The 5,658-nt window shown below is 41.2% G+C and carries 6 protein-coding genes; 5 read left to right on the plus strand and 1 reads right to left on the minus strand.

Annotated features, from left to right (window positions below; genetic code table 11):
• Positions 1–203 precede the first annotated feature (203 nt).
• From ACYQ4S_RS10560 to ACYQ4S_RS10580, 5 genes are all read left to right on the plus strand, one after another.
• Complete coding sequence (locus tag ACYQ4S_RS10560; RefSeq protein WP_459771037.1) at positions 204–1,253, plus strand: ATP-binding protein; 1,050 nt, start codon at positions 204–206, stop codon at positions 1,251–1,253.
• Positions 1,254–2,005: 752 nt separating this feature from the next.
• A complete protein-coding gene (locus tag ACYQ4S_RS10565) occupies positions 2,006–2,881 on the plus strand; it encodes a metallophosphoesterase (RefSeq protein ID WP_459771039.1) in 876 nt (291 codons plus the stop codon).
• A gap of 159 nt (positions 2,882–3,040) precedes the next feature.
• Complete coding sequence (locus ACYQ4S_RS10570; RefSeq protein WP_459771041.1) at positions 3,041–3,181, plus strand: hypothetical protein; 141 nt, start codon at positions 3,041–3,043, stop codon at positions 3,179–3,181.
• A 172-nt stretch (positions 3,182–3,353) separates the two neighbouring features.
• Positions 3,354–4,601, plus strand: coding sequence for an MFS transporter (locus ACYQ4S_RS10575; RefSeq protein WP_459771042.1), 1,248 nt, complete (start codon positions 3,354–3,356; stop codon positions 4,599–4,601).
• A 737-nt stretch (positions 4,602–5,338) separates the two neighbouring features.
• Positions 5,339–5,482, plus strand: coding sequence for a hypothetical protein (locus ACYQ4S_RS10580; RefSeq protein ID WP_459771044.1), 144 nt, complete (start codon positions 5,339–5,341; stop codon positions 5,480–5,482).
• A gap of 1 nt (position 5,483) precedes the next feature.
• Here the strand turns inward: ACYQ4S_RS10580 and ACYQ4S_RS10585 are convergent.
• On the minus strand, positions 5,484–5,658 hold a 175-nt coding region (locus tag ACYQ4S_RS10585), incomplete at its 5' end, for a transposase (protein ID WP_459771046.1).

Here is a 5,658-nt window from a genome sequence, read left to right on the forward strand (position 1 = left end):
GGACTGCCTTTTGAGCCTACCCATATCCGATTCCTCTGTCTGCATGAAACCTGTGCAGACAAGAATGGAGTTCGTAGGAAGCCCCCACTTCAAAATCCGGAGGATTTAAGTGGTGGGTAGTTCACTAACTGGTTTAACCTAACCCCGTGATACACTGATAATATAATAAAAGTATGAATGAAGTTCATGGGGAGGATCAATAAATGCAGGAAGAAATCAGTAAAATAGATATCATATCAGAAGATGATATGTCAGAATTCGAGCGAAGAGAAGGATTGAAATCCAGACTGATGGAAGAAGAAGCTCGTCGTCGGGGCTACGAGGTAAAACGCCTAACCTTTGATACTACTCTAATATCGATTCAGGGAATAGTTGTATTATTCAAGGATATGAACGGCCCATTATCATCCGCAGCCTTAAACACTGTTGTGGATGACAAGCATGTTACCCGTACACTTCTTAAAGCGGCTGGACTCGCTGTGCCTCAATCGACTTACCTGCCAATAAGTATACAGGAAGAGATTGTTTCATTTGCTGAGTCCATCAGTTACCCGGTCGTATTGAAACCAAACGGACTGGCACGCGGTCAAGGTGTCTTTATGAACCTTTCCAGTAAATCAGAACTGAAAGAAGCGTTAAGTAAACTTGAAAATATTGTAGATGACAACCAGACATCCGTTCATGTAGAGAAGCATTTTATTGGTGAGGACTTCAGATACGTTGTGGTTGATGGTAGAGTCATCGCGACCAGCCAGCGCGCACGGGCTAATGTAGTAGGTGACGGCACGCATACGGTTCTCGAACTGATCGAAGCTAAAAACAAGGAGCGGTTAAAAGACCGTGATCTTAAGAACTTTCTTATTCCAACTGATATCGAGAAACTGACTCGTCTGACCAGAGAAGGACGCTCGCTCGATACCATTCCAGAACGTGATGAAAAAGTCATCCTGAGAGATGAATCGAATATTTCAAGTGGAGGGGAAGGGATCGATTTTACAGATACTGTTCATCCTGAATTTGAGAAACTGGCTCTTCAGGCAGTCAAAGCTATACCAGGACTTAACTATGCAGGCGTTGATATGATACTGGAAGACATTACTGAAGCCCCGACTCCTGAGAACCATGTAGTGACAGAAGTTGAATTCAGCCCAGGACCGGTCAGTATGTTCCCTTGGAGTGGTGAAGTTAGAGACATGCCTGGTCCAATCCTCGATTTCTACGAAAGTAACTTGGATAGACTCAAGCCTAAATAGAAACAAAAAGCGGTGTCAGTTAACATTGTCTTTGGATAATTACCAAAACAATATGTTTTGAATCCGCTTTTTCGTGTTGGTATACTTACAGCAGACTAAAGGAACAGGAGTAATGTGTTTTAGCAGAAGATATCATAAGAGGCCGTATCGTCACTATTTACAAAAGTGGAGAAGGAATCAACGGAAAAATTGCTGAACTCAAGACAGCCTTTCCAGACGGAGAAATCATTCAGAATGTCGAAGAGCTCTATGAAGAAGGAGTACTTGAGGTCGATTCAAAAAAGAGTTCCGGAAAAGATGCCTTTTTAAGTAGGGGCGAAAGCGTCAGGAAGTGAACGAGTTCTGGCCTGAGAATTTGAAGTACAAAGGATAATAAAGGTGATTAGAAAAGACACCGTTGCGGTGTCTTTTTTATATACAAGGAGTGAATAGTAAAAAAAGACTAATCTGTTTGTCTTAGTTTCTCAAAAGAAGGCTGAATGCCTCATAAGTTTAAGTTATGGAGCATTCGTCAGTTTTAATTATTACCAATGTTTCATATATCCATTTTATGAGGTGTTCGTCACCGGAATTAGAAGATGAATGCCTCATAAAACCTAGTTATGAGGCATTCATGGAATAATCACAATAGTGTAAGATTATGACTCTATTTTTTTGTTGAGAATTGGAGTATAGTATAAATCATAACTACTGCTTTTCCCGTTCATCGAATCAAACAAGCCACTATACTCATATTCCAAGGAGCACAAGCATTGAATTCTAAAAAGATTATAAGTTACAGTACCATTCTATTATTAATCATTATGACAGCAGGTTACTTGTATTATCAGAATAATGCAATTGAACTGTCTATATACGACTTTGAACACGAGGACATTCCTGAATCCTTTGAAGGATATAAGATTGCACAAGTATCAGATCTGCACAATAAAGAATTCAACGGGCGACTGACGGCTGAGCTTGAAGAACAGGATCCTGACATTATTGTAGTGACAGGTGATGTGATAGATAGAAACCGTACCAATATTCCAGTAGCCGTTCAGGCGATGGAAGAGATGCTGGAAATAGCGCCAGTCTATTTCGTTACTGGTAATCATGAAATGGCTTCAGGCGTGTACCCTGAGCTTCAGAGAGAAATCGATCGCATTGGTGTTATTGACTTAGATAACTCTTATGAAAGATTGGAAATCGAAGGACAGGAAATCGGGCTTATTGGAATCGAAGACCCACTTTTCCTGTTTCTGGATGATATTATAGAAGCCGGCTCTGAAGATTTGCTGATACAAGAGAGGATTGAAGACCTGATTGAAGAAGCTGGGACTGAGTTCAATCTGCTCCTTTCACATCGAGCTGAATTAATGTCGGTTTATGCGGCTGCAGATGTGGATCTGGCTCTGACCGGACATGCGCATGGGGGGCAGATTCGTCTGCCATTCATCAATGGGCTCTTTGCGCCATCGCAAGGGTTTTTGCCTGAATACACCAGTGGGCAGTATGTTGAAGACGGAACACAGATGATTGTCAGCAGGGGACTAGGAAACAGTATATTTCCACTGCGTATCAATAATCGGCCGGAGCTTGTTATAGTCAATTTACGACCACAAAATTCTGAAGAAATAAATGATTGATTTAGCTACAGTCAGGGGTATAATAGATAAGGATAAACCAAGGGTGGGATTATCGACGTCATGTGACTTGTCTTATCTATACTGAAGTATGCAGGACGTCCCCTTAAATACTCATTATTTTCAAGGAGTGGTTCCAGTGCCCATCGTGATAGGCTGGCTTTGTACAATAAAATGAGCAAGGCCTTTAATCCGTATGGTGATGGCTATGCCAGTGACAGGATAGCCGATATCATTCTGACAGGACGGCGCTGGGAGTGGAACGAACGGTCCTCCAGTCAACTGGATTTTAATCGTAAGTAATCAAACAAATAACTAACTGGAATGCCTGCGAATATAGGCATTCTTTTTTGTAGATTATCAATTCTTACTTTCCTATATGTTAAATCGTTTACATGGTCGAGTCATCTGTTATTCACCGAACAAAGGGCGTATACTGATTTATATGAAAAAATTCGGATTAAGGAATGATAGTGTGAAGAATAGAAGTATGAAACATTGGCTCGTAGTCCTGACTTTATGTGGTATCACGATTAGTGCCATCGGTCTGCCGGTAATGTCAAATGGGGTATTCATTACACCGATAGCTGACAGTCTAGGAGTCTATAGAGGATCGGTTGCGATGCACAACACACTGACCTTGTTCACGAAGGCCATCATGTCTTTGTATGCAGGTGTTTTAATCAGAAAGTATCCCTTCAAGCTGGTGATATTGTTTGGCGTATTGCTGGCTGGTGTATCGAATATCCTCCTAGGATTTTCTGAATCGATTCTGGTCTTCAATATCTTGGGAACTTTAAGAGGAATTGGATCTGGCTTGCTGGCATGGGTTCCGGTAACGATCGTCGTCAACGAATGGTTCGAACAGAAGCACGGACTGGTCATGAGTATTGTGTTAAGTTTCAGTAGTGTGGGAGGTGCGGTGTTTTCTCCGGTTTTTACCAGACTGATTGAATCGATCGGATGGGAACAGTCTTACCAGATTATGGGCCTGCTGATTATCGCCTTTACTTTGCCAGCATTACTTATTCCTTATACACTGGATCCTAAAGAATCAGGTTACTTACCTTATGGGGCATTAGAACATACTGATCAGGCTTCTACGAAAGAGAAGAAGATGATCAAGCGTGAAGAGCAAGTCGGAGTGAACGGAGCCTTGTTTGCATTGATGTTTACATTTACTTTGCTTCAGACGATGCTTATCGGTGTGCCGCAGCACTTCCCAGGTTTTTCGGGAACACTCGGTATGACTAGCGAAGTGGGCGCAACGATGCTGTCATTCGCCATGATCAGCAGTATCGGATTCAAGCTGGGTATGGGTTACCTCAGTGATTTTGTCGGCCCAATCAAAAGTACGTTGAGCATGGTAGCTATCGTCGGCGGAGCGAGTATTCTTCTCGTCATATTTGAGAGCGCCTGGCTGCTTTACGGGGCTGCATTTCTGTACGGCGCCATCTTCTCGATTCCGTCAGTTAGTGTGACCCTGCTGACCAAAGAATTTTTCGGACGGTATCACTTTGTCAGACTATACCCGATCCTTGCGTTTGCGACAAGTTTAGGTGGAGCATTTTCGATCTCATTGGTCGGATACATCTTCGACTTTACAGGGTCTTATATTCCTGCGTTTATCTTTTCTCTTGGCATTAACCTGTTTAACTTTGTCGTTTTATGGATCATGGTCCGAATGCACACGCACAATAGCTTGAGGAAGAAAGCAGCCTAATTATATGAGATAAAGACTTCATGGAGTATATCTGTATCAGAGGGTTCGATTTCAAGGATTTTTAAATCCTATATAATTGATAGGAGATAGTTAAACTGTTCATCATGAGGAAGAGAGGTAAAGCCGATCATTGAGATCGGCTTTTTTCTTTTTGAGGTGCTTTTAGCAGGAATGAGGGGTCAAAATGGGGGGGAGGCTTCTTTGGCTTGGGTTCTAGTTGTATTTTAAGGGTATGAAGACTTTCATAGATGTAAGTAGCTAATGTGTAATGGCATATTATGCATGAGTGAGTTATTTAAACTGTCGTTAGATCGATTTTACTTATAGTTTATTTTGTCGGTGAACCATAAGGTAGAACTAGAGCCTCTCTAGTTCTATTTTAAAAATGAAAGACAAAAGTTACTGCTGCTAAAAGGGTTCTAGCTTTATTTTAGGTTTCATAGATAGTATGAACTACAAGTAGATTGCATGTAGCTGTACTTCAACTAAGATAGTATTGATTGAAATGAAAGTATAATGCTCGATAAGAGCATTTTCCGTCTTGCTCTTCCAGCTGAACTGCAGTTAGCTGGTCTTCAAATCAGAATCAAGTCTGAAGGGCTCTTAAGAATGTAGAATCTGGGCAACCAGATTCTTTCTAAATCATCTTTTTTAAATATTTCCTATTAATTTCATGATTTTTGAGATAAAAGGACAATGATTAGTATAGAGAGACTTAAGAGGCGGAGGCAAGAAGCATGGAGCATATCATTAGACGAAAACCACAGGCCTTATTAGTAATGGAAGCATTGAATAAACGCATGATCCTGTCCAGGAAAGAGAAACAAAACCTCTATACGGGTTGTCAGCTAAGAGAACTCGTTACTTCAGTGACGAGGTGAATTAGCGTCTTGGGCGACCCGCATTATATTCTGTTAATTGGTTTTCAATATATTCTTTAACAATATGTTTTGATACATTCCCTAATGTAGACATAAAGTAGCTACCTGACCATAAGTGTCCTCCCCACAACTGCTCTTTCGTTTCAGGGTATTTTTTAAACCACATTCTTGCCGAA

The sequence above is a fragment of the Alkalibacterium sp. s-m-28 genome (assembly GCF_054658175.1).

Excerpts from the sequence above, each read along its gene's own strand:
- ACYQ4S_RS10560 (WP_459771037.1), top strand. The coding sequence starts at position 204 with ATGCAGGAAGAAATCAGTAAAATAGATATCATATCAGAAGATGATATG.
- ACYQ4S_RS10580 (WP_459771044.1), top strand. The coding sequence starts at position 5,339 with ATGGAGCATATCATTAGACGAAAACCACAGGCCTTATTAGTAATGGAA.